Here is a 21,017-nt window from a genome sequence, read left to right on the forward strand (position 1 = left end):
GCAAGCGCGCCCGGGCAGTAACGGTCGAAAGCGGTAGCATCCCATGCGTATTACTATTGAGCGGTCCAACCTTTTGAAGTCGCTGAACCACGTTCACCGCGTGGTTGAACGCCGCAACACGATCCCGATCCTGTCGAACATCCTGCTGCGCGCCGATGGCCAGAACCTCGACATGAAGGCGACCGACCTCGATCTGGAAGTGACGGAAGCGACGCCCGCCAACGTCGAGCAGCCCGGCGCCACCACGGTTCCCGCCCATCTTCTCTACGACATCGTGCGCAAGCTCTCCGACGGCTCGGAAGTGCTGCTCGCCACCAGCCAGGACGGCGGCTCGATGACGGTTCAGTCCGGCCGCTCGAAGTTCTCGCTGCAATGCCTGCCGGAATCCGACTTCCCAGACCTGACGGCCGGCACCTTCACGCACACCTTCAAGCTGAAGGCGACGGATCTGAAGATGTTGATCGATCGCACCCAGTTCGCGATCTCGACGGAAGAGACCCGCTACTATCTGAACGGCATCTTCTTCCACACGATCGAAAGCGAAGGCGACCTTAAGCTGCGCGCCGTCGCCACCGACGGCCACCGCCTGGCGCGCGCCGACGTCAACGCTCCCTCGGGCTCCGAAGGCATGCCCGGCATCATCATTCCGCGCAAGACGGTCGGCGAGCTGCAGAAGCTGGTCGACAATCCGGAAGCGATGGTCACGGTCGAAGTTTCCGACGCCAAGATCCGCCTTTCCATCGGCTCGATCGTCATGACCTCGAAGCTGATCGACGGCACCTTCCCCGATTACCAGCGCGTCATCCCGACCGGCAACGACAAGGAAATGCGCGTCGATTGCACGAGCTTCGCGCAGGCCGTCGACCGCGTCTCGACCATTTCTTCGGAACGCGGCCGCGCCGTGAAGCTGGCGCTTTCGGACGGACAGCTGCTGCTGACCGTCAACAACCCGGATTCGGGCAGCGCGACGGAAGAAGTGGCCGTCGGCTACGACACCGATGCCATGGAAATCGGCTTCAACGCCAAATACCTGCTCGATATCACCGCGCAGCTTTCCGGTGATCAGGCAATCTTCCTTCTGGCCGATGCCGGCTCTCCGACGCTCATTCGCGACACGGCCGGTGACGACGCCCTTTACGTGCTGATGCCGATGCGCGTGTAGCGCGTCGCATTTGCCGTTCAAACTTTGTCAATTGCGACGCTCTGCCTTGTTTTAGCGCCGTATTGCCTGCACATAAGCATGCAGCATGTGCTGCACGAAGGAGAACGGCATGGGTGGCTTGCGCCTCAAGGAACGGCTGGGCAAGAAATTCGACGAGGAGATCCGGTTTTTCAAGGGGATGATGCAGGGGCCGAAGACAGTCGGCTCGATCGTGCCGACGTCGTCGATCACGGCGCGCAAGATGGCAAGCGTCATCAACCCGAACTCCGGCCTTCCGGTTCTCGAACTCGGGCCCGGCACCGGCGCTATCACCAAGGCCATCCTGCAGCGCGGCGTGAAGCCTGAAAACCTCGTCGCGATCGAATATTCGACCGACTTCTACGAACATCTGGTGCGGCTCTATCCCGGCGTGAACGTCATCAATGGCGACGCCTTCAATCTCGACAAGACACTCGCCCATATGGACGGGCAGAAATTCGACAGCGTCGTTTCCGCCGTGCCGCTTTTGAACTTCCCGATGCAGGCGCGCATCGCCATGCTGGAAAGCGTGCTGGACCGTTTGCCAGCCGGACGCCCCTTCGTGCAGATTTCCTACGGCCCGGTTTCGCCGATCATCGCGCGGCCCGAGCGCTACCACATCCAGCACTTCGACTTCATCGTCCGCAACATTCCGCCGGCGCAGCTCTGGATCTACCGCCGAGGCTGACGTGTTCGGTCTCTATATCACCCACCCGCAAGTGAAGATCGACGCCGCCGTCCCGGTTCCCAAATGGGGCTTGTCGGATGTCGGCGCCGCACGCGCGCGGCTGGCGGCGGACAAGCCCTGGGCGTCGCAGCTCAAGCGCATCATCAGCAGCGACGAGACCAAGGCGATCGAAACCGCCGCGATCCTGGCCGCGCCCTCCGGCGTTTCGGTCGAGATCGTCGAGGACATGCACGAGAACGACCGGTCGGCGACCGGCTTCCTGCCTCCATCAGAATTCGAGAAGGCGGCGGACTGGTTCTTCGCCAATCCGGAGAAGAGCTTCCACGGATGGGAGCGGGCGATCGATGCGCAACGCCGGATCGTCGCTAACGTCGAGCGCATTCTCGCCACGCATGATACCAGCCTGCCGATCGCATTCGTCGGCCATGGCGGCGTGGGGACGCTTTTGAAATGTCACCTTGAGGGTCGGCCGATCGGGCGGGATCGCGACCAGCCCGGCGGCGGCGGCAATCTCTATTGTTTCCGTCTTGCGGATCGGCGCCTATCATGCGACTGGACGCCTATCGAAGACTGGCAGGGATGGATGTGAGATGGACGCGCGCGAACGGTTGATCGTCGGACTGGATGTTCCAACACTCGGTGAAGCCGAAAAGATGGTCGCAACGCTCGGCGATACGGTCTCCTTCTACAAGATCGGCTACCAGCTGGTGTTTGCCGGCGGCTTGGAATTCGCCCGCGATCTTGCCAAAGACGGCAAGAAAGTCTTCCTCGACATGAAGCTGCTCGACATCGACAACACGGTCGCCTCGGGCGTCGAGAACATCGCCAAGATGGGCATGTCGATGCTGACGCTGCACGCCTATCCGAAGGCGATGCGCGCCGCCGTCGAGGCCGCAAAGGGCTCGGGGCTCTGCCTGCTCGGCGTCACGGTGCTGACCTCGATGGACGAGGCCGACCTCACCGAGGCCGGCTACAGCGGCGATCCGCGCTCGCTGGTGCTGCGCCGCGCCGAACAGGCGCGCGAAGCCGGCATGGGCGGCATCGTCTGCTCGGCCGAGGAATCTGCTGTCGTGCGCGAAGTCGTCGGCCCCGACATGGCGATCGTTACCCCCGGCATTCGCCCGAGCGGCAGCGAGCGCGGCGACCAGAAGCGGGTGATGACGCCCTATGACGCACTGCGCGCCGGCTCGACGCATCTCGTCGTCGGCCGCCCGATCGTCAAGGCGCCGGAACCTGAGCAGGCGGCCAAGGCCATTCTCGACGAGATGGTGCTTGCGCTCTGGCCGGCCAACCGCTGATCTTACGACATAAACCAGGAGGAGACACCATGGCCAAGGGATACTGGATCGCTCGCGTGGATGTGCGCGATACCGAGCGCTACAAGGATTATGTCGCCGCCGCCAAGCCGGCCTTCGAGAAATACGGCGCCAATTTCCTCGCCCGCGGCGGGGCGCTGACGGAGCTCGAGGGCAAGGCACGGGCGCGCAATGTCGTCATCGAGTTCCCCTCGATGCAGCATGCGGTGGATTGCTACAACTCGCCTGAATACCAGATCGCCGCCAAGATCCGCCAGGAAGTGGCCGACGCGGAAATGGTTGTCGTCGAAGGCGTTTGAGGCAGATCAAAGTCGTGGCAAGCGTGGTGCGATAGGTCTTTTCGTCGCACCCTGATTGGGCTAAGACGAGATCACCCGCCAATCACATCAGCCTTCCGAGGAACCTGCCATGACCCTTGCCAACCTGCCGCCACTCGTCACCGTGTTCGGAGGCTCCGGCTTCGTTGGCAGGCACGTCGTACGCGCGCTGGCCAAGCGCGGCTATCGCATCCGGGTTGCCGTGCGCCGCCCCGATCTCGCCGGCTTCCTGCAGCCGCTCGGCAATGTCGGCCAGATTTCCTTCGTGCAGGCCAACCTGCGCTACCGCCAGTCGGTCGACCGCGCCGTCGAGGGTGCGTCCTACGTCGTCAATTGCGTCGGCATCCTGTTTGAAAGCGGCCGCAACTCGTTTGAGGCCGTCCAGGAATTCGGCGGTCGCGCCGTGGCAGAAGCCGCGCGCGGCGTCGGCGCCAAGCTGGTTCACATCTCGGCGATCGGCGCCAACGCTAACTCCGATTCGTCCTACGCCCGCACCAAGGGCCGCGCCGAAGCCGCGATCCACTCGGTCGCGCCTGATGCCATCATCTACCGTCCGTCGATCGTGTTTGGCCCGGAAGACGGCTTCTTCAACAAGTTCGCCGGCATGGCGCGCTCGGCGCCGTTTCTGCCGCTGATCGGCGGCGGCAAGACGAAGCTGCAGCCGGTCTATGTTATGGATGTCGCGGAGGCTGTGGCCAAGGCTGTCGAGGGCAAGGTTGCCGGCGGCAAGATCTACGAACTCGGCGGCCCGGAAGTGCTGACCTTCCGCCAGTGTCTCGAAGCGGTGCTGAAGTCGACTGCGCGCACGAACCCGCTGGTCTCGCTTCCCTTCGGCGTTGCCTCGCTGATCGGCAGCGTTGCCTCCATGATCCCGCTGATCGCCCCGCCGATCACCGCCGATCAGGTAAAGCTCTTGAAGAAGGACAACGTCGTTTCCAAGGAAGCGGAAACCGAGGGACGGACGCTGCGGGACCTTGGTATCGCGCCGACGATGGTAAGCTCCGTCATCGATGGCTACCTCGTGCAGTTCCGCCCGCAGGGCCAGTATACGAACAGCGGCAAGGCTGCCTGAGCTACGCCGATTTTCTTAACGACAACGCCGCCCGCGGACCCCGCGGGCGGCGTTGCGCTTTTCGAGGCAGGGGCTAAAAAACAGGCTGAACCACCAGCTTTTGCAGGATTATGCACCGCCGGGCGTTGCATAAAAGTCGCATGAAAAGTTTAGCGGAATTAACAGGAAATTTAGCAGGAACATTTATTGCTATTTCCCATTCCTCTGACTACACACCCCGCGCGTCTGTGCTTGGACTCAGCGCCTCAAACAGGCGCGCTCAAACGACTTGAAAGGTTACTTCGATGGGTAGGTCAATTGCGCTGCTTTTTGCTTCCGCGGCGCTGGTGATTCTGGCTGGTTCTTTCGTGGCGCCCGGTTCGGTCGCTGCCGTGAAGGGCGAATGCTCGCCGGCCTACGGCGTCGATCCCTGCGAAACCGCAGCTCTCAGGTAAAAGAAAAACCGGCGCCCCAAGACGCCGGTTTCTTTTTTGGTCGGGGAGCTTTGCTTCCCGATCAGGCGATCATACCGACCGATGCCATGCCGAGAAGAATGGCGCCGAGAATGATGCGGTAGATTGCGAAGGCCGTGAACTTGTTGCTCTGGATATAGGAGAGCAGCCACTTGACGGCGACGAAGGCAACGATCGTCGAAACGACGAAGGCGATGCCGAGAGCGGTCCAGTCTTCATTGGCCGCGCCACCATCCTTGAACGTCTTCAGCAATTCATAGGCGCTTGCCGCATACATGGTCGGGATACCGACCAGGAAGGCGAATTCCGTGGCGGCCGCGCGGTTGCCGGTGCCAGCAAGCATGGCGACGAAGATCGTGGACGCCGAACGCGAGGTGCCCGGAAACACGCCGGCGACGACCTGCGCGATACCAACCAGGATGGCGACCAGCCAGGTGATTTCCTTGTGCGGCGGACGGCGGGCGGCAAGCCATTCGGCAACCATCATCCAGATACCGCCGATGATCAGCGCCCAGGCGATCGGGGTGGCCGTGCTGGGGAGCTCGAAGCCGAGCTTCTTGACGATCAGGCCGAGGACGGCGGTGATCAGGAAGGCAAGGATAAGCTTGAAGAGATAGGAACGGTTGGCGGGATCCTGCCAGCCGAGCAGAAGCGTCATGATACGGCGCCAGTAGATGATGGTGACGGCGAGGATGGCGCCCGCCTGAATGACGATGTTGAAAAGATCAGACCGGTGGCCGAGCCATTGCTCGGCAATGATGAGGTGGCCGGTGCTTGAAATCGGTAGAAACTCGGTAATGCCTTCGACTATGCCTAGGATTATCGCGTTTATGTAATCCATCAATTGTCTCCGTTTCGGGGTTCGGTCAGACGGGAATTGCGCTGTGCCGCTGGGGGAACGACACCAATTTTCACCAGACGAGGATGCGACGAGAACCTCTGATCGGTTGTCGGCGATTTTTGGGCGAGGTCGATTTCCTTCGTCAGGGTTACGGGCGGCCCGACTCGCTTGTGTTGGAGGGGCCAAACTTCTATAGCTTCAACGAATGAGTCATGACTAGGGCGCTATAATCATCGCGTCCATGCGACGTGCACCCCCAGCCATCCAAAAATCCGAGTCTCGATGCCCACGCTCTATCATCACCCCATGTCATCCGCATCACGCTTCGTCCGGTTGATCCTGACGGAGTATGGCTATCAGGCAGACCTGATCGAAGAGCAGACCTGGGAGAAGCGCCGGGATTTCCTGGCGCTCAACCCGGCCGGCACGCTGCCCGTCTATGTCGACGACAGCATGCGCGCGCTCTGTGGGTCCACCGTGATCTCCGAATATCTCGACGAGACGCACGGTGTGCTGAAGCGCGATCGCCGACTACTGGCCGAAGACCCGTTCCAGCGCGCCGAAATCCGGCGGCTGACCGAGTGGTTCATGGTCAAGATGGAAACCGACGTGACCCGGCCGCTGGCGCGCGAGCGCGTCTACAAGCTGCAGATGACGGCCGACCAGGGCGGCGGCGCACCGGATTCGAAGATCCTGCGCACGGCGCGCGCCAATATCCGCCAGCACATGAAATACCTGACGTGGCTCTCCGGCTCGCGCCAGTGGCTGGCGGGCGACCGGATGAGCTATGCCGATCTGGCGGCTGCGTCTTCCGTCTCCATTCTCGATTATCTCGGCGAGATCGACTGGACGGAATCGCCGCTCGTCAAAGAGTGGTACCAGCGCATCAAGTCGCGCCCGTCCTTCCGCCCGCTGCTCACCGAGCGCGTGCGCGGCCTGACCCCTGTTTCGCATTACGCCGACCTGGATTTCTGACGGGGCCTCTCATGCCCGAACGATCCGCACAGACCAAGGAAGACAAACGTAGAGAGACGCTGACCACCTTCGTCAAGGCGGAAGCGCAGGCGCTCGGCTTCGATCTCTGTCGGATCACGCGGCCGGACAGCATTCCCGAGGCGAAGGAACGTCTCGGTGAGTTCATCGATGCCGGCAGGCACGGGACGATGGAGTGGATGGCCGAGACGCGCGAGCGGCGCGGCGATCCGCGCACGCTGTGGAGCGACGTGAAGTCGGTCGTCGTCTTCGCGATGAATTACGGGCCCGAGGAAGACCCGCGCGGCATTCTCGAGAAGCCGGACAAGGCGGCGATCTCTGTCTATGCGCGCAACCGCGATTATCACGACATCATCAAGGGCCGGCTGAAAGAGATCGCCACGCGGTTTGCGGCGCGCGCCGGTGAAGACGTGAAGGTGTTCGTCGATACGGCCCCCGTCATGGAAAAACCGCTGGCGGCGGCAGCCGGGCTCGGCTGGCAGGGCAAGCACACCAATCTCGTCAGCCGCGCGCATGGCTCCTGGCTGTTTCTCGGCTCGATGTTCACCACGGCAGACCTCTTGATCGACGCGCCCGAGATCGATCATTGCGGCTCGTGCCGCGCCTGTCTCGACGCCTGCCCGACGGCCGCTTTCCCGGCGCCCTACCAGATCGACGCGCGGCGCTGCATTTCCTATCTGACAATCGAGCACAAGGGGCCGATCGATCCCGCCATCCGGCCGCTGATCGGCAACCGCATCTATGGCTGCGACGACTGTCTCGCGGCCTGTCCCTGGAACAAGTTCGCAAGCGCTGCTTCCGAAATGAAACTGAAGGCGCGCGAGGATCTGCAGGAGCCGGATATCGCCGCGCTGCTTTCGCTCGACGATCCCACCTTCCGCAGCTTCTTCAGCGGCTCTCCGGTCAAGCGCATCGGCCGCGACCGCTTCGTGCGCAATGTGCTGATCGCGGCCGGCAATTCCGGCGACCGCCAGTTTCTCGATGCCTGCCTTTCGCTTGCCGCCGATGCCTCGCCTGTCGTCCGCGCCATGGCGGTATGGGCACTGTCGCGGCTGATGGAGGCTGGCGAATTTAAGCGCTTTGCGGCACAAAGGCCCCAGGATGAGTCGGACAGCGATGTGCTGAACGAATGGAGACTGGCGGGAGCGACGTGATGCATCTTGTGATTTTCGGTTGCGGCTATTCCGGCACGGCAATCGCCAAGGCATTCATGGCCGAGGGTTTCCGCATTTCCGGCACGACGCGCTCGGAAGAGAAGGCAGCCGCGCTGAGAGCGCAGGGTATCGAGGCCTTCGTGTTTGACGGCGAGACGCTCGACGCGACGCTTGTCGACGCCATGCGCTCGGCCACGCATCTGGTGCAATCGATCGCGCCACGCGAGGCGGGCGATCCGCTGCTGAAGCTCGCCGGTGAGCGCATCGAGACGCTCATGCCTGAGCTTTCCTGGATCGGCTATCTCTCGACGGTCGGTGTGTACGGCGACCACAAGGGCGAATGGGTGAGCGAGGAGACGCCGTGCGTGCCGGTCTCGGGTCGTTCGAAGGAACGGCTGGAGGCAGAGGCGGCGTGGATTGCGATCGGCGAGCGGATCGGCATTCCCGCAGCCGTGCTGCGCCTGTCCGGTATCTACGGACCGGGCCGCAATGCCTTCGTCAATCTGGCGCGTGGCACGGCGCGGCGGCTGATCAAGAAGGATCAGGTGTTCAACCGCATCCGCGTCGAGGATATCGGCGCCAGCGCGCGCTTTCTTTCCGAGCATAAACTTGGCGGCATCTATAATGTCACCGACGACCGCCCCGGCCCGCCGCAGGACGTCATCGTCGAGGCGGCCCGCCTGATGGGTGTCGAGCCGCCGCCGGAACAGGCCTTCGAAACCGCCGAACTGACGCCGATGGCGCGCTCCTTTTACGGCGAGAACAAGCGCGTTTCGAACGCCAAGCTGAAGGCCGCCGGCTTTACCTTCGCTTTCCCCACCTACCCACAATCACTCGCGCAGTTGTTGCAGAACGAGGCCTGGCGGGGCTGACTTAGACGCCCCTGATATCGCCATATCGCATGCGATGAAATGGTAGGAAATTCCTACTCCAGGCAGATTTCGTTAAAATTTGGCGCAAAATTTGGGCGGAAGCCTTGGAAATTGCCCAAATGGGGCGAGAATTATGACGCTTGCGCAAAATTATTTTCGTGATTTTTGTGATCGCGGGAGTCGTCAACGGCTTCCCGCAAAAAAAGTTCTAATTTTACTTGATTCAATTGCGCTTTTTTCATTCGAAACCGCTTGACGACGGTTCGAATCATTTTGCCGGCTCATCACATATATTTCAATGTGTAACACTCCGTGACCATTCGGGGCACTTTTCTGCCACTTTTCGACCGGTTTAAGCCCCCGCCGCCCACAAGGCGTAGGTTTAACAGTTGAGGGACACCCCGTTTTGAAGAAAATTTGCCGTTCTATTATCGCCGTCACAGCTATAGCAGCCTGTTCTACGATCCTTCCGATGGAAGGTTTTGCTGCAAATGGTTGTGGTGGCGCGTCGTGGTACGCACTTCACTCCAAAACCGCTTCCGGCGAACGCATGAACCCGACCATCAATACTGCCGCGCACCGCTCGCTCGCTTTCGGCACCAAGGTCAAGGTCACCAACCGCAACAACGGCCGCAGCGTCGTCGTCCGCATCAACGATCGTGGTCCTTTCATCCGCGGCCGCGTTCTCGATCTTTCCCGTGCAGCCGCCAGCAACATCGGCATGGTCAGCACCGGCACCGCCAAGGTCTGCTACGAAGTGATCGGCTAACACCTGATATAAGCCACCGCTTGCTCTTGCCGCCAATCGCGGATACCACGCGGTTGAGACTTGTGTACCATCCGCTGCGTCTGTCGCGCTTCCTGCGGATCGTTCACAAGCCGCCGGCCCTTAAAGGGTCCGGCATTGATCCAGGCAATAGGAGCGTTGTGAATGCGATTGGGCGGTAGGCTCGAAGGGGCGATTTCGGTTCTTGAAGACATCGATGCCCGCAGACGGCCTGTCGCCGATGCTCTCAAGGATTGGGGGCTCGCGCATCGGTTCGCCGGTTCCGGCGACCGCGCCGCGATCGGCAACATCGTCTACGACGCGCTTCGCATGCGCCTCTCGCACGCCTGGCTGATGGACGACGACAGCGCATCGGCAATCGCCCATGCCGTCATGTTCCGCCAGTGGGGCTTTACGCCCGAGACGCTTGCCGCCGAGCTTGCAGATGACAAGTTCGCGCCGGCAGCACTCTCTGAGGCAACGCTTTCGGCCTTTCACTCCCGTGATCTCAAGGACGCTCCTTCCCATATTCAGGGCGATATCCCGGAGTGGATACAGCCCACCTTCGAAAAATCCTTCGGCGACACCTGGCTGAGGGAAGCACAGGCGCTCGCCGAGCGACCGACGCTCGATCTCCGTGCGAACATCCTGAAGGCCACCCGCGAAAAGGCCGTCAAGGCGCTCGAAAGATCAGGCGCGCAGGAGGCCAGCATCGCGCGCTACGGCATCCGGATTGCCGCGGGCGAAGGAGCCTCTCGTCTTCCCAACGTGACAGCGGAGCTTTCGTTCCAAAAAGGTTGGTTCGAGGTTCAGGACGAGGGATCGCAGATCGTGGCCGATCTCGTGCTGCCCCAGGATGGCGAGCAGGTGCTCGACTACTGCGCCGGCGGCGGCGGCAAGACGCTCGCCATGTCGGCTGCGATGCACAACAAGGGCCAGGTTCACGCCTATGACGCCGACCGCAAGCGGCTGGCGCCGATCATCGAACGGCTGAAGCGCGCCGGCACCCGAAACGTTCAGGTGCACGACAATCCGAAGGCGCTGAAGAACCTCGAGGATCGTTGCGACAAGGTGCTGGTCGACGCGCCCTGCACGGGAACCGGCACATGGCGCCGACGCCCGGACACCAAATGGCGCCTGACGGCCAAGAACCTCGACGAGCGCACCGCCCAGCAGCAGGACGCACTGAGCCAAGCGAGCGCCTATGTGCGCCCCGGCGGCGAGTTGATCTATGTGACCTGCTCGGTGCTGCCACAGGAGAACGAGCAGCAGGTGCGCGCGTTTACCGCCGCCAATCCGGAGTTCGAGATCTCGGGTGCGCTTGAGGGCTGGGATCAGCTGTTCGGCAAGGATAGCCCGCATCCGCGCTCGTCGGACGGCCAGACAATTACGCTGACGCCCGCATCGACCGACACGGATGGCTTCTTCTTCTGCCGGATGAAGCGCAAGAGCTAATTCAAAAAGCCGGGATCAGTTGGGCGCCCGCAGCGGATATTGATGCCGCGGCGGGATGAAGTGATGCAGCACTGCAATCGCGATCAGCAGCGCGCTGCCGAAACCGACGATCAGAAACAGCATCGGTCCGCCCATATGCGAGCCGAACGCCACCAGCGGCACGGCGCCGGCCGGCGGATGGGTGACGCGCAGCATCAGCATGCCGGCGATCGTCAGCCCGACAGCGATCGCGCCGACCCACCAAAGCCCCGGAAACAGGAAGACCGCCAGGCCGCCGATCAGCGCCGCCAGAAGGTAGCCGCCGATGACATTGGCCGGCTGCGCGAGCGGGCTCTTCGGCTGACCGAAGATCAGAACCGCCGTGGCGCCAAAGGGCGCGATCAGCAGCGGAATGCCGGTGAAAACGGTGAGCGCGCCGACCGAGTCCATACCGATCATGGCGCCGATGCCGGATTTCAGATGGAGATGAACGGTCCCCTTCGGCTCATGGCGGTGGGTGAAATGCTTGAGATGTCGGCGCATACGCGGTCAATCCGGACAATGTTTATGCAGTTGCACAGTGATTACTCATATATCGCCCATTTTCCAAGCAATTCGATTTCGATTTCATGGCCTTTCGGCGGAATTCGTTTCCTTAAAACCATTCCAAACTAGAGTGTTTGACACCAGTTTGCTTTTGGGCGAAGACATTTTCGCCGGGTGTCATACGGGATGCCCGTCACAGGAGAGGATCCCATGAAACTCAACAAAAATTTCTGCGCAGCCCTGGCGCTGGCGGTGGCCCCAACCGCTCTGTCCGCCATTCCCGCTTACGCGGCCCCGGATGCTGCTGCCGTTGTGAAATATTACACCGAACTCGGCCATGCGAAGTATGAAGACGCGCTGACCACGGCGAAGGCTCTCGACGCGGCGATCGACGCCTTCTTGAAGGAGCCGACGGACAAGACGCTGGAAGCCGCGCGCGCCGCCTGGATCAAGGCTCGCGTTCCCTACCAGCAGACGGAAGTCTATCGCTTCGGCAACCCGATCGTCGATGACTGGGAAGGCAAGGTCAACGCCTGGCCGCTCGACGAAGGCCTGATCGACTATGTCGACGCCTCCTACGGCACCGAGAGCGACGAGAACTCGCTTTACGTCGCCAACGTGATCGCCAACAAGACGATCAAGATCGACGGCAAGGATGTCGATGCTTCGAAGCTGACGCCCGAATTCCTCTCCGGCACGCTGGCGGAAGCCGGCGGCGTGGAAGCCAATGTCGCGACCGGCTATCACGCCATCGAATTCCTGCTCTGGGGCCAGGACCTGAACGGCACCGGCCCAGGCGCCGGCAACCGCCCGGCCACCGATTACGACCTGAAGAATTGCACGCACGGCAATTGCGACCGCCGCGCCGAATACCTGAAGTCGGCATCGACGCTTCTGGTCTCCGACCTGCAGGAAATGACCGACAACTGGAAGCCGGATGGCGAAGCCACGAAGCATGTCGAAGCCGATCCGAAGGCCGGCCTCGTCGCCATCCTGACCGGCATGGGCTCGCTCTCCTATGGCGAACTCGCCGGCGAGCGCATGAAGCTCGGCCTGATCCTGCACGATCCGGAAGAAGAGCATGATTGCTTCTCCGACAACACCTACAACTCGCACCTCAACGACGCTGTCGGCATCGCTGCCGCCTATACGGGCAACTACACCCGCGTCGACGGTACGAAGATGAAGGGTCCGTCGCTGCACGATCTCGTCGCCGCCAAGGACAAGAAGCTCGACAAGGAAATGCAGGGCAAGCTCGACGCGACGCTGAAGGCGATGGCGATCATGGCCAAGCGCGGCCAGAACGTCGAGAAGTACGACCAGATGATCGCCGAGGGCAACAAGAAGGGCAACGCTGTTGTCCAGGCTGCCATCGACGGCCTCGTCGACCAGACGAAATCGGTGCAGCGCGTGATCGCAGCCCTTGATCTCGGCACGGTCAAGCTTGAAGGTTCCGACAGCTTGGATAATCCTGGCGCGGTCTTCAAATAAGTGAAAAGGCGGGCCGCTTCGTTTCCCGAGGCGGCCCGAACTCCGAAATGTCGCCTTTCCCGGCCCGTCGTCTTCTCTTCAGCGCAACCATATGCGCCACGATCGCCGGCCTTTCCGCCGCCCTTGCGGATAATTTCGACCTTCCCACCAAGCGCACCGATCTCACGGAAGCCGACGCCAAGCGCGTCGCCGATGTGACGCGGCCGACCACCGATTTTTCCAAGGCCGAGCAATACGAGGCCATGCAGGCGGGCGGCGCGACGTCGATCGATCCGGTGACGAAGAATTCCTTCTCGCATATCTCCGCGAATATCCCTTTCGAGGAGGAGCAGCCGTTCAAGCTCGGCAATGCGCTCTTCAAGAAGCTCTGGGTCTCCGCCCCTTCCTCGACGCAAGCCTCCGACGGGCTGGGACCGCTTTTCAACGCGCGCTCCTGCATGAACTGCCACCTCAATGACGGGCGCGGCAAGCCGGAGCCCGACGCCAGCACCAGCTCGATGTTTCTCAGACTGGCGCGGACGGCCAAGACGCCCGACGAGGAGCGCGCCGTCGCCAATGCCGAGACCATCAACTTCCCCGATCCCGTGTACGGCCACCAGCTGCAGGATCGCGCGGTACCCGGCCTTCCCGCCGAGGGGAAGATGACGGTCGAATACACCGAGGAGCCGGTGACGCTCGCCGGTGGCGAGACCGTCTCGTTGCGGCGGCCGCGCTACGCGATCGACGACCTCGGTTACGGCCCGCTCGATCCAGCAACGACGATCTCGCCGCGCGTGGCGCCGGCGATGATCGGGCTGGGGCTGATCGAAGCCATTCCCGAGGCCGATATCCTCGCGCATGCCGACGCGGACGACAAGGACGGCGATGGCATCCACGGCAAGGCGGCGATCGTGCGCGACCACCGCACCGGAAAGATCGCGCTTGGCCGCTTCGGCTGGAAGGCGCAGAATTCAAGCGTTCGCGACCAGAGCGCCGACGCGTTCCTGAACGACATCGGCATCTCCACTCCCGACCAGCCCGACCCGCATGGCGATTGCACCGAGGCGCAGACCAAGTGCAAGGCGATGCCAACGGGCGTGCAGAAGCGGCTTGGAAACGAGGAAGCGCCAGGGCCGATCCTCGACCTCGTGACCTTCTATTCCGCCAATCTGGCCGTGCCGGCGCGGCGCAAGGCGAGCTTTCCCGAGACGCTGAAGGGCAAACAGGTTTTCTACGAGAGCGGCTGCACGGCCTGCCATGTTCCGAAGTATGTGACGCGGCGCGACAGCCTCGACAAGGCGCAGTCCTTCCAGCTGATCTGGCCCTATTCCGACTTCCTGCTGCACGACATGGGCGACGGGCTGGCGGACGGACAACAGGTTGGACTTGCAAGCGGACGTGAATGGCGCACGCCGCCGCTATGGGGTATAGGTCTCACCAAGACTGTCAGCGGACATAGCTTTTTCCTTCATGACGGCCGGGCCAGAAACCTCACCGAGGCGATCCTCTGGCATGGCGGCGAAGCACAAAAGTCGCGCGACGCATTTGCCTCCCTGCCTGCGGATAACAGGCAGGCACTGATTACGTTTTTGGAGTCTCTTTGATGCGCCTTTGGTACCCTCTGGTTCTCTCCCTTGCCCTTGCCTCCCATGCCGTGGCGCAGACGGCCGCTCCGCAGGCGGGGCAGACCCCAGCACCGGCGGGTCAGGCTGGCCAGGCTGCCGCTCCGGCCGGCCAGGCTAGCGCCCAGCCGGGATTGAACGAGGAGGCCGTGCCCGCCGTCATGCAGCGCGCTGTCGACGAGGTGATCCGCCCGGGTTACCGCAACGCCCAGCAATCCGCGGCGCGACTGACCACGGCGATGAAGGATCTCTGCGACAAGGGCACGCCCGGCAGCCTCGACAAGGCGAAGTCGGCCTTCGACGACATCATCCGCTACTGGTCAGCGATCGAAATGGTGCAGGTCGGCCCGGTCATCCAGGACAATCTCTTCGAGCACATCCTGTTCTACCCGGATCGCAAGGGCGTGGGCCTGAGACAGGTGCAGACGCTGATCGCCAAGGCCGATCCCAAGGACACGACGGTCGATGCAATCGCCTCCAAGAGCGTTGCCCTGCAGGGCCTGACGGCGCTCGAATACGTGCTCTATGGGACGGGATCGGAAGACCTCACCAACCAGAAGAGCGGTTTCCGCTGCCTCTATGGTGCGGCCGTGGCCGGCAACATCCAGCGCGAGGCAGCCGAAGTGGTCGCCGCCTGGGAAAAGCCTGACGGCATCCAGGCGAGCTGGAAGCATCCCGGCCCGCAAAGCGCCGATTTCATGGACAACAAGGAAGCCGTGACCGCGCTGCTCGGCACTCTCGTGCATGGCGCCGAGAATGTCCGCGATCAGCGCCTCGAGCAATTCTACAAGGGCAAGGACACGACGCCGCGCCCAAAGATGGCGATTTACTGGCGCTCCAAGAACACCTGGAAGTCGATGACATCCAATCTGGAGGGGCTGCGCAACCTTTGGCAGAAGGCCGAAATGGCCGACCTCTTGCCTGCGGACAAGAAGCCGGTTGCCGACGCGATCGACGCCAAGCTGAAGTCACTTCTGGAAACGGTGCCCAAGCTCAACCCCGATATCGAGGTCGCCACCAGCGATGCCGAAAAGGCAAAGCTTGACCAGCTGCTGGTCGATACGCGCGACCTCGTGACCATGATCAGCGACAACTATGGTGCTGCGATCGGCCTCTCGGCCGGCTTCTCCTTCTCCGACGGCGACTGAGCCGATGATCAGGAGTGCCGCGATCAACCGGCGCAGCTTCGTCAAGGCGGCCGGGCTGACCTTCCTGGCCGCCCTGCAGCCGCGTGCGCTGATGGCGCTCGAGCGCGCCGACGCCGTCTATGCCTCCGGCGTGCGGCAGGCCAATGGATCCTTCGCGGTCGCGACCGTTTCCGAGCGCGGCGAGATCATCGATCAGGTGGCTCTGCCGGCACGCTCGCACGGCATGGCCTTCAGCGCCGCCACGGGCAAGACCGTCGCCTTCGCGCGTCGGCCCGGCACCTATGCGATGATCTTCGACCCGCACGGAAAAGCCAAGCCGATCGTGATCACGGCCGCCGAGAACCGGCATTTCTACGGCCACGGCGCGTTTTCGCCCGATGGGCGCATCCTTTACGCCAGCGAGAACGATTTCGACGGCAATCGCGGCATGATCGGGCTCTACGACGCCACCCATCGCTTCGAGCGGATCGGCGAATTCGAGACCTATGGCGTCGGCCCGCACGACATGACCGTCAGCGACGACGGGCACATGCTCATCATTGCCAATGGGGGGATCGAGACGCATCCGGATTTCGGGCGCACCAAGCTGAACCTCGGCAACATGCAGCCCTCGCTGACGATCGTGGATGCCGCAACCGGCGCTCTGATCGAGAAGCACACGCTGCCCGCCGAATGGGCGCAGGTTTCGACGCGCCATGTCGATGTCGACGACAGCGGCCGCATCTGGTTTGCCTGCCAGTATGAAGGACGCCGCAACGATCTGCCGCCGCTGGTCGGCTCCTTCGCCAAGGGCGAGGATCTGCGCTTCGTCGACCTGCCCGAAGAGACCACCCGAAGGCTCGCCAACTATGTCGGCGCCATTGCAGTCAACCGCAAGGACGGGCTGGTGGGCGTGACTTCGCCCAAGGGCGGGGCCTCGGTGACGATCGATGCCATAAGCGGCCGGGTGCTGCGCGAGGAGATCGTGCCCGAGGCGGCCGGCATCGCGCCCGCGAGCACCGGCTTTGCCGTTTCCTCCTATGACGGCGATTTCCTTGGCAAGCGCAGCAGCGTGGCCTGGGACCAGCACATCGTCAGGATCGCGCCCTCACGACGCGTGTGACCATGTTTTCTGCTCGGCGCCGATCTGCGCCGCCGCAGCCTTCGCGTCTTCCACCAGCCAGCCCGGCTTGCGCGCCTTGAGGTCGCGCAGGATCGCATCAACGGCTGCGGGATCATTGGCGTGGCAGTTGCCGATCTCGAAGCCCATCAGGTCAAGCATATCCGGCGAGAGCAGCAAATCGGAATTGCCGTCGATCTCGATCTTGGTGCTGCTCGGCGACAGCCGCCGCACCAGAACCGAGCCGATCAGCCGGTAGTGCGGATCGGGAGACCGCATGTGGCCTGTCGCGATCTCGACGGCATGGATGGTGCGATCATCTGGCGCGTGGGCGAGCGACCATGCCGATTGCAGCATGGCCTTGGCCTCGCGCAGCACCGGCCCGCCCCGCCAATCCGTGTAAGCGATGAAGCGCGGACGCCCGAGGCTGCCGGTGCCCGCGGTGCGCGGCTTCGGAACATAAGCGGCATGGCCCGGCGGCAAGGACGCGTCGAGCGCTTCGGCATAGGCTGACGGCGCAGGCTTTTCGCCCGGCGCCAGGCTCGCGAATTTATCCCAGAAGGCGCGGCGCTCGCTATCGGGCAGGGTCAGCGCCTTGCGCAGCCATTTGTGATCGCGCTCGAGAATGACGGGCGTGGGCGTCTGTAGCGCCCTCAGATAGCCCGTCAGCACCGAGGCCGCGATCGTCTGGGCCGGCGGGCCGCTCTCGGTGACCGCCAGGAGCGCGCTTGCCGTCAGCCGGATGAGATCGAGCGCATAGGACATGACTGCCGCGTCGTCGAAATCATTGGCGCCCCATACGAGGCGTCCCTCGACATCGCGCCAGGTACCGAAATTTTCGAGATGCGTGTCGCCGATCGCCAGAACCTTTGGCGCGGCGGCAGCGTCGGGGCAGATATCGAGGATGGTTTCCGCAAAGCGCCAATAGGTGGCGCGCAGGAATGAAAAGCTGCTTGATCGCATCTTCATGTGCTTGCGCAGGAGGTCGCCTTCGACCAGATCGGCCCCGAGCTGGCCGCGAAGCCAGCTTTCGTAGGCCTGTGTGGACTGCACGATACCGGCCATTTCGAAGCACTCCAATTTCCTGCTTCGCCAAGCATATCCCGAAGCGCATGGCGGGCAATCGGGATCATTGCACGATCATTTGAATCGTATGCGATATGGCTCTGGCGAGGCGAACGCCGCGCCCTATCTCCGCCGCATGAGCAAAGCCCTGACCTACATCATCTTCGTTGCGATCGTGCTTGGCGGCGGTCTTGTGATCGGCGTCAACAATCTTCCGGGCGAGTGGTATCAATCGCTCGCCAAGCCGCCCTTCAATCCGCCGAATTGGGTGTTCGGGCCGGCCTGGACCATTCTCTACGTGCTGATCGGGCTTGCCGGCGCGCGCACCTGGATGCGCGGGCATCTCTCCGTGGGGATGCTGATCTGGGCGGGACAGATGGTGGCGAATTTTCTCTGGTCGCCGTTCTTCTTCGGCCTGCAGGTGCCGACGGTAGCGTTGATCGTGATCCTCGCGCTCCTCGCGCTGATCATCGCCTTCATCCTCAACCGCTGGAATGCCGACCGCATCGCCGCGCTGCTCTTCCTGCCCTATCTCGCCTGGGTTTCCTTCGCGACGCTGCTCAACGCCTCCATCGTCTATCTCAACTGAGATTGCCCTTGATGCCGCGCCCCGCTAACACGGGCCGCATGGAGACACGACCGATCCCCGATCACGGCGCATGGGACGCTTGGCAGCCTACGGAACTCGCCTTGCGGCTCGGCGGGATTGCGAAGCCATGGTGCGTGGTCGGCGGCTGGGCGCTCGATCTCTGGCATGGAGAGAAGACGCGCGATCACGAGGACCTGGAGTTCACCGTGCTGCGCGACGACGTCGCGATGTTTCGCGCGGCGCTCGGCGACATGGACTTTTACGCCGTCGGGAGCGGCGTGGTCTCGCCCCTTCCGGCTGATGCAGCGCCGCCCGCCGGGATCGCGCAGATATGGTGCCATGATCGCGCCGCCGGCCGCTGGCGCGTCGACATGATGATCGAGGAGGGAACGGCCGATCGCTGGGTCTACAAGCGCGATCCCTCGATTGCGTTTCCTCGCGCCGAGATGATCGCGACCACCGCCGACGGCATACCCTATCTCAGGCCGGCGGGCGTGCTGTTGTTCAAGGCCAAATACCTGCGCGACAAGGACGAGATGGACTTTGCCAAGGCGCTGCCGAAGCTTGCAGCTTCGGAGCGTGACTGGCTGAAGGCCATGCTGGGACAAGCGCACCCCGGCCATGCCTGGCAGGAGCGGCTCTAGAGAAATTTCTCCATGCGGAAATTGGTGAGGCGCTGGCCGCGCTTCTCGACGCTCTGGCGTGCGATGACAGTGAAGCCGCGACGCTCGAAGAACGGCCGCGCGGTGAGGCTTGCCTCGGTGAAGATGCGGCCGATACCCTGCTTTTTCGCTTCCTCCTCGACCATCGCGAGCAGCAGGCTGGCGACGCCGATGCCCTGATGAGCGGGGTGGACGAACATCATGTCGAGGTGACCGTCGGGTTCCAGATCGGAAAAGCCGATCGCGCGTCCCGCGTGTTCGGCGACGAAGGTTGGCCGGCTGGCGCGGCGTTTCGCCCAGGCGGCGCGATCCTCGACCTTCGCCCAGGCTTCGATTTCAGCCGGGCTGTAATCGCGCGACGCCACCTCGCGGATCGCCGCCAAGAAGATCGCGATCGTGTCGTCGCAATCATCAGCCGTGTAACGCCTCACCTGCAGCACGCCGACCTCCCCTTCATCTCAACCCCGATCTAGCATGTCCCGCCGCCAGCGTTGAGTGCACAATCGTACCGGCCATTCCGCCATTGCGCTTGTGTGGCGCGGCGACGCATGGCACTTTCCGGCTCGCACGAGGGCAGACAGATGACCAATACCGATAGCGGCGATTTCCGCGATCGCATCCAGACCAATTTTTCGCGCCAGGCGGCGCTGCACACGATCGGCGCAGAACTCACCCGCGTGGAGCGGGCGATGGTGGAGATCGAGCTTCCGTTCGACGTGAAGCTGACGCAGCAGCACGGCATCCTGCATGCCGGCATCATTTCGGCGGTGCTGGATTCGGCCTGCGGCTTTGCCGCCTACAGCGTCATCGACCCCGACGCCTCGGTGCTGACCATCGAGTTCAAGGTGAACCTGCTCTCGCCCGGGCGCGGCGAGCGCTTCCTGTTTCGCGGCGAGATCACCAAGCCCGGCACCAATATCATCGTCGCCGACGGGCGCGGCTACGCCATCAGCGACGGCCCGGCCAAGCTGATCGCCTCGATGACCAGCACCATGATGATCATACGCGGCAGAGAGGGCATTACTGGATGACGTTCGAACTGAAATCGGTCGCGGGAAAATCCATCCTGTTCGTGATGGCCGCCGAGGCCGAGTACGGCCCCTTCTTGCGCTCGCGCTTCGAGCCGCTGATGACAGGCGTCGGCCCGGTCGAGGCCGCCGTGGTGCTGACGCGCACGCTGGCGGCCCTTGAGCACCAGGGAGAGCTGCCGCAGCTCGTGGTCTCTCTCGGTTCGGCAGGCTCCGCCAAGCTCGAGCAGACGGCGGTCTATCAGGTGACGTCGGTTTCCTATCGCGACATGGATGCCTCGCCGCTCGGCTTCGAGAAGGGGCGCACGCCGTTTCTCGACCTGCCTGCGGTGATCGACCTACCGCTGCGCATTCCCAGTGTTCCCGAAGCGACGCTGTCGACGGGTGCCAACATCGTGTCGGGCGCTGCCTATGCCGGCATCGATGCCGATATGGTCGACATGGAGACCTTCGCCATCCTGCGCGCCTGCCAGGCCTATAATCTGCCGCTGATCGGCCTGCGCGGAATTTCCGACGGCGCCGAAGAGCTGCAGCACATCTCCGGCTGGACCGAATATCTGCATGTGATCGACCGCAAGCTATCGGATGCCACCGACAGCCTGTTCACCGCGCTGGAAGATGGGGTATTCTGGTTCTAGCGCTCTCGGCGCCCAAGAAAACCAGCTTCAGGCCCTGCGAAAGCGGGACAATCGATGCAATAAAA

24 protein-coding genes are annotated in these 21,017 nt (G+C 62.8%); 20 read left to right on the forward strand and 4 right to left on the reverse strand.

What is annotated here, in order from left to right:
• Positions 1-43: 43 nt before the first annotated feature.
• The 7 genes from dnaN (at position 44) to ACIQUB_RS14890 (ending at position 5,007) form a co-directional block, all read left to right on the forward strand.
• The gene (gene dnaN, locus ACIQUB_RS14860; RefSeq protein ID WP_026283155.1) at positions 44-1,162 is read left to right on the forward strand and encodes a DNA polymerase III subunit beta; all 1,119 of its coding nucleotides are present in this window, start codon (positions 44-46) and stop codon (positions 1,160-1,162) included.
• A gap of 109 nt (positions 1,163-1,271) precedes the next feature.
• Complete coding sequence (gene pmtA / locus ACIQUB_RS14865; RefSeq protein WP_018899329.1) at positions 1,272-1,868, forward strand: phospholipid N-methyltransferase PmtA; 597 nt, start codon at positions 1,272-1,274, stop codon at positions 1,866-1,868.
• Position 1,869: 1 nt separating this feature from the next.
• Entirely contained in the window at positions 1,870-2,457 is a 588-nt protein-coding gene (locus tag ACIQUB_RS14870) for a histidine phosphatase family protein (RefSeq protein ID WP_402930440.1), read from the forward strand.
• A gap of 1 nt (position 2,458) precedes the next feature.
• Positions 2,459-3,166, forward strand: a complete 708-nt coding sequence (gene pyrF, locus ACIQUB_RS14875) for an orotidine-5'-phosphate decarboxylase (RefSeq protein WP_113235932.1) — start codon at positions 2,459-2,461, stop codon at positions 3,164-3,166.
• Positions 3,167-3,195: 29 nt separating this feature from the next.
• Positions 3,196-3,483, forward strand: a complete 288-nt coding sequence (locus tag ACIQUB_RS14880) for a DUF1330 domain-containing protein (RefSeq protein WP_112820396.1) — start codon at positions 3,196-3,198, stop codon at positions 3,481-3,483.
• 109 nt (positions 3,484-3,592) lie between these two features.
• Positions 3,593-4,573 (forward strand): complex I NDUFA9 subunit family protein, encoded by a 981-nt coding sequence (locus ACIQUB_RS14885; protein WP_113235931.1) that lies wholly within the window; start codon positions 3,593-3,595, stop codon positions 4,571-4,573.
• A gap of 284 nt (positions 4,574-4,857) precedes the next feature.
• Complete coding sequence (locus ACIQUB_RS14890) at positions 4,858-5,007, forward strand: hypothetical protein (protein ID WP_018899325.1); 150 nt, start codon at positions 4,858-4,860, stop codon at positions 5,005-5,007.
• 61 nt (positions 5,008-5,068) lie between these two features.
• Here ACIQUB_RS14890 and ACIQUB_RS14895 read toward each other — a convergent pair whose 3' ends face one another.
• Positions 5,069-5,866: an undecaprenyl-diphosphate phosphatase gene (locus ACIQUB_RS14895; protein ID WP_113010933.1), complete on the reverse strand. Its 798-nt coding sequence runs from the start codon at positions 5,864-5,866 to the stop codon at positions 5,069-5,071.
• A 282-nt stretch (positions 5,867-6,148) separates the two neighbouring features.
• On the opposite strand from ACIQUB_RS14895, the gene ACIQUB_RS14900 reads away from it, so the two are divergent.
• From ACIQUB_RS14900 to ACIQUB_RS14920, 5 genes are all read left to right on the forward strand, one after another.
• Entirely contained in the window at positions 6,149-6,841 is a 693-nt protein-coding gene (locus tag ACIQUB_RS14900; RefSeq protein ID WP_047506891.1) for a glutathione S-transferase family protein, read from the forward strand.
• A gap of 11 nt (positions 6,842-6,852) precedes the next feature.
• A complete protein-coding gene (gene queG / locus ACIQUB_RS14905) occupies positions 6,853-8,013 on the forward strand; it encodes a tRNA epoxyqueuosine(34) reductase QueG (RefSeq protein WP_402930445.1) in 1,161 nt (386 codons plus the stop codon).
• Positions 8,013-8,885: an SDR family oxidoreductase gene (locus ACIQUB_RS14910; RefSeq protein WP_113235929.1), complete on the forward strand. Its 873-nt coding sequence runs from the start codon at positions 8,013-8,015 to the stop codon at positions 8,883-8,885. Before queG ends, ACIQUB_RS14910 begins: the two co-directional genes overlap by 1 nt.
• A 406-nt stretch (positions 8,886-9,291) precedes the next feature.
• Positions 9,292-9,654 (forward strand): septal ring lytic transglycosylase RlpA family protein, encoded by a 363-nt coding sequence (locus tag ACIQUB_RS14915; RefSeq protein ID WP_113235928.1) that lies wholly within the window; start codon positions 9,292-9,294, stop codon positions 9,652-9,654.
• A 162-nt stretch (positions 9,655-9,816) separates the two neighbouring features.
• Positions 9,817-11,106: an RsmB/NOP family class I SAM-dependent RNA methyltransferase gene (locus ACIQUB_RS14920; RefSeq protein WP_113235927.1), complete on the forward strand. Its 1,290-nt coding sequence runs from the start codon at positions 9,817-9,819 to the stop codon at positions 11,104-11,106.
• A 15-nt stretch (positions 11,107-11,121) separates the two neighbouring features.
• On the opposite strand, the gene ACIQUB_RS14925 is transcribed toward ACIQUB_RS14920, so the two are convergent.
• Positions 11,122-11,628, reverse strand: coding sequence for an HPP family protein (locus ACIQUB_RS14925; protein WP_402930448.1), 507 nt, complete (start codon positions 11,626-11,628; stop codon positions 11,122-11,124).
• 213 nt (positions 11,629-11,841) lie between these two features.
• On the opposite strand from ACIQUB_RS14925, the gene ACIQUB_RS14930 reads away from it, so the two are divergent.
• The 4 genes from ACIQUB_RS14930 to ACIQUB_RS14945 are packed head-to-tail and all read left to right on the forward strand — an operon-like array spanning position 11,842 to position 16,973.
• Positions 11,842-13,122: an imelysin family protein gene (locus ACIQUB_RS14930; protein ID WP_113235925.1), complete on the forward strand. Its 1,281-nt coding sequence runs from the start codon at positions 11,842-11,844 to the stop codon at positions 13,120-13,122.
• A 47-nt stretch (positions 13,123-13,169) separates the two neighbouring features.
• A complete protein-coding gene (locus tag ACIQUB_RS14935; RefSeq protein ID WP_113235924.1) occupies positions 13,170-14,705 on the forward strand; it encodes a di-heme oxidoredictase family protein in 1,536 nt (511 codons plus the stop codon).
• Complete coding sequence (locus ACIQUB_RS14940) at positions 14,705-15,871, forward strand: imelysin family protein (RefSeq protein WP_113235923.1); 1,167 nt, start codon at positions 14,705-14,707, stop codon at positions 15,869-15,871. The genes ACIQUB_RS14935 and ACIQUB_RS14940 overlap by 1 nt, the downstream gene beginning before the upstream one ends.
• A gap of 4 nt (positions 15,872-15,875) precedes the next feature.
• The gene (locus ACIQUB_RS14945; protein WP_113235922.1) at positions 15,876-16,973 is read left to right on the forward strand and encodes a DUF1513 domain-containing protein; all 1,098 of its coding nucleotides are present in this window, start codon (positions 15,876-15,878) and stop codon (positions 16,971-16,973) included.
• On the opposite strand, the gene ACIQUB_RS14950 is transcribed toward ACIQUB_RS14945, so the two are convergent.
• Positions 16,959-18,035: a DUF2252 family protein gene (locus ACIQUB_RS14950; protein WP_113235921.1), complete on the reverse strand. Its 1,077-nt coding sequence runs from the start codon at positions 18,033-18,035 to the stop codon at positions 16,959-16,961. The genes ACIQUB_RS14945 and ACIQUB_RS14950 overlap by 15 nt on opposite strands.
• Positions 18,036-18,171: 136 nt before the next feature.
• On the opposite strand from ACIQUB_RS14950, the gene ACIQUB_RS14955 reads away from it, so the two are divergent.
• Both ACIQUB_RS14955 and ACIQUB_RS14960 read left to right on the forward strand, forming a co-directional pair.
• Positions 18,172-18,624 carry a TspO/MBR family protein gene (locus tag ACIQUB_RS14955; protein WP_026283153.1) on the forward strand — a complete coding sequence of 151 codons (453 nt, stop codon included), beginning with the start codon at positions 18,172-18,174 and terminating at the stop codon, positions 18,622-18,624.
• Between the two features lie 11 nt (positions 18,625-18,635).
• Positions 18,636-19,268: a nucleotidyltransferase domain-containing protein gene (locus tag ACIQUB_RS14960; RefSeq protein WP_113235920.1), complete on the forward strand. Its 633-nt coding sequence runs from the start codon at positions 18,636-18,638 to the stop codon at positions 19,266-19,268.
• Here the strand turns inward: ACIQUB_RS14960 and ACIQUB_RS14965 are convergent.
• Positions 19,265-19,726 carry a GNAT family N-acetyltransferase gene (locus tag ACIQUB_RS14965; RefSeq protein ID WP_113235919.1) on the reverse strand — a complete coding sequence of 154 codons (462 nt, stop codon included), beginning with the start codon at positions 19,724-19,726 and terminating at the stop codon, positions 19,265-19,267. The two genes, ACIQUB_RS14960 and ACIQUB_RS14965, sit on opposite strands and share 4 nt — an antisense overlap.
• 141 nt (positions 19,727-19,867) lie before the next feature.
• Here ACIQUB_RS14965 and ACIQUB_RS14970 point away from each other — a divergent pair, with 141 nt between their 5' ends.
• Together ACIQUB_RS14970 and ACIQUB_RS14975 are read left to right on the forward strand one after the other, a co-directional pair.
• Positions 19,868-20,317 (forward strand): PaaI family thioesterase, encoded by a 450-nt coding sequence (locus tag ACIQUB_RS14970; RefSeq protein ID WP_026283151.1) that lies wholly within the window; start codon positions 19,868-19,870, stop codon positions 20,315-20,317.
• On the forward strand, positions 20,314-20,952 hold the full coding sequence (locus tag ACIQUB_RS14975; protein ID WP_113235918.1) for a 5'-methylthioadenosine/S-adenosylhomocysteine nucleosidase: 639 nt from the start codon (positions 20,314-20,316) through the stop codon (positions 20,950-20,952). The genes ACIQUB_RS14970 and ACIQUB_RS14975 overlap by 4 nt, the downstream gene beginning before the upstream one ends.
• Positions 20,953-21,017 lie beyond the last annotated feature (65 nt).

The organism is Rhizobium sp. NPDC090275, from assembly GCF_044772225.1.
Taxonomy (GTDB): Bacteria; Pseudomonadota; Alphaproteobacteria; order Rhizobiales; family Rhizobiaceae; genus Rhizobium.